This window comes from uncultured Clostridium sp. (genome assembly GCF_934754915.1).
In the GTDB taxonomy this organism is placed as follows: domain Bacteria; phylum Bacillota; class Clostridia; order Clostridiales; family Clostridiaceae; genus Clostridium.
The window spans coordinates 1-2,573 of record NZ_CAKVKB010000277.1 but is presented as its reverse complement, the minus strand read 5'-3'; the positions used below and the strand labels follow the sequence as shown (position 1 = coordinate 2,573).

Genomic DNA, 2,573 nt, shown 5'->3' with positions numbered 1-2,573 from the left:
GAAACACACAGTCTGCAAAGCAGATTTTTTTATTGTAAAAATTAATAGATTTATATAATTTAATTTTAGTTATATGTATTATTTATACCAATAAACAGAATAATAAATTTAGATAGTAAATAAATTTAGAGTATATAGCAAAGGAATGAATTATATGAATAAGTATGCATCAATAAAAAGATTATCGATAGTGGTGATATTGACAACAATTCTATTTAATCTATTTGATATATCAATAATACAGGGATATGAATATAAATATAATTCAGAAAATTATCAGAATTTAAATGTAAGGCTGCAAGATGATTTTTATACTGCCATAAATAAAGATTGGATAAAAAATACTAAACTTGACTATGGAAATGTTTCATATGGGACATTTGAAGAATTATATAGAAAAGTTAATGGAGATATATGCAATATAATTTGTGATATAAATGAACATAAACAATGTTATGAAAAGGATAGTGAAGAAATAAAAATAGCCAATTTATATAATAATTTTATTGATATTAAGCGAAGAGATAAATTAGAAAAGAAACCAATAGAATGTTATATGGAAAAGATTGATAGAATAGATAATATAGAAGATTTGAAGAAAATATTTTATGATGAAAATTTTATGTATTTTCAACCTTTAATTAACATAGGAGTAGGACCTGACTATAAGGATAGCTGTACAAATATACTTTATTTTGAAAATAGTAGTTTGACTTTAGGAAATTCCATATATTACAAAGATAATTCTTATGAAGATATAAGAAAAGAATATGTGAATTACATTGAAAAGTTACATCAATTGTGTGGAGAAAATGAATGTGATGCAAAGAATAATGCGGAAAGATTTTATAATATAGAAAAAGATATCTCTGAGAGTATTGCTACACTTCAAGAAGAAGCTAAAGATAGTGATAGAATTAATAAAATATATAATATATTTACAATGAGCGAAGTGCAAAATATTATGCCTAATATAAACATAAAGAAAATACTTAAAAGTTTTGATATAGAAAATCCTAATAAGATAGTTGTAGAAAATCCTAAAAATATAGAAATAGTAAATTCTTTAATTGTTGAAGAAAAATTAGATGATATGAAAAATTTTTTCAAAACAATAATATTATTAAACACAGATAATTTATTAAGTGATGATTTTAGAAAAGCGAGTTCAAATCTAAAAAAGAAACTTTATGGAGTAGAAGTGGTGGATATAAATGAAAGTAATGCAGTAAAATTTGTAACATGTAATTTATGTGAATCAATCAGTAAATTATATGTGAATAAATATTTTGATGAAGAAAGTAAAAAAGAAGTACATTCTTTGTGCAATGAAATAGTAGATAATTATAGAGAACGATTAAATAATATTTCGTGGATGAGTAAAAAGACAAAAAACAAAGCAATAGAAAAGCTTGATAAAATAAATATAAAAATAGGATATCCTGATAAATGGAATGATTATAGTGAATTAAATATAAGGTCGTATTCAGATGGTGGAAATTTGGTAGAAAACATTATAGATATATATAAATTTAAAATTAAAAGACAAATTAGAAAATTAGGAAAACCAGTTGATAAAAGTGAATGGAGCATGGGAGCATGCACTGTTAATGCATATTATAATCCTTTAAATAATGAAATTGTATTTCCAGCAGCAATTCTTCAAAGGCCTTTCTATGATAAAAAAGCGAGTAAGGAAAAAAATTTAGGAGGAATAGGTGCTGTTATAGGTCATGAAGTTACTCATGCTTTCGACAACATTGGTGCTCAATTTGATGAAAATGGAATGTTGAATAATTGGTGGGGAGAAAATGATTATAGAGAATTTAGGGAAAGAAGCAAGAAGGTTATAGACTATTATTCAAATATTGAAGTTGAAAATGGAAGGTTTGTTAATGGCGAATTAACAGTTGGAGAAAATATAAGTGATTTAGGGGGAATTGCGTGTGTTATAGATATTGCTAAAAAAATAGATAACTGCAATTTAAAGGACCTATTTGAAAATTATGCAGTTATATGGAGAGAAGTATCTACAGAAGAAATAAAAGATTACTTGTTAAATAATGATCCACATTCTCCTAAAAAAGTAAGAGTTAATGGAGTGCTTTCACAATTTGAGGAATTTTATAAAGTTTATGATATAAAATCTGGAGATAAAATGTATGTTGAACCAAGTCGCAGGATTAAAGTATGGTAGATAAATAACTTGGGAAGAGTTTGTGTTGATAAGATTAGCAAAAACTTTTCCAAGTGTATCAATATATGAAATACGATGAAATATAGAGAAAGATGGATATATTAGAACATAATCAACAATAATTAGAGTATTTTAATTTGTGTTAATTAACTATAATGTTAAAATAAATCTTGTCGTTGCGAGAATTGATGAAACAACATGAAAAAAGATTTTAAAAGAGTGTTGACAGAGATTTAAGTAAATGATATGATAAATAGGTCGCTTGAAGCGATAAGATATTTGAAAATTGAACAGAATAGAATAAATAATTAAGTAAACCAGCAATTCTTTATTTGAGTAAGCTAAGATTAAACTTTTTATTGAGAGTTTGATCCTG

1 protein-coding gene is annotated in these 2,573 nt (G+C 24.9%); it reads left to right on the top strand.

Features of this window, described 5'->3' with window-relative positions; translation table 11 throughout:
• The first annotated feature begins 154 nt into the window (after positions 1–154).
• On the top strand, positions 155–2,197 hold the full coding sequence (locus Q0F58_RS18785) for a M13 family metallopeptidase (RefSeq protein ID WP_294379492.1): 2,043 nt from the start codon (positions 155–157) through the stop codon (positions 2,195–2,197).
• The last annotated feature ends 376 nt before the right edge of the window (positions 2,198–2,573 follow it).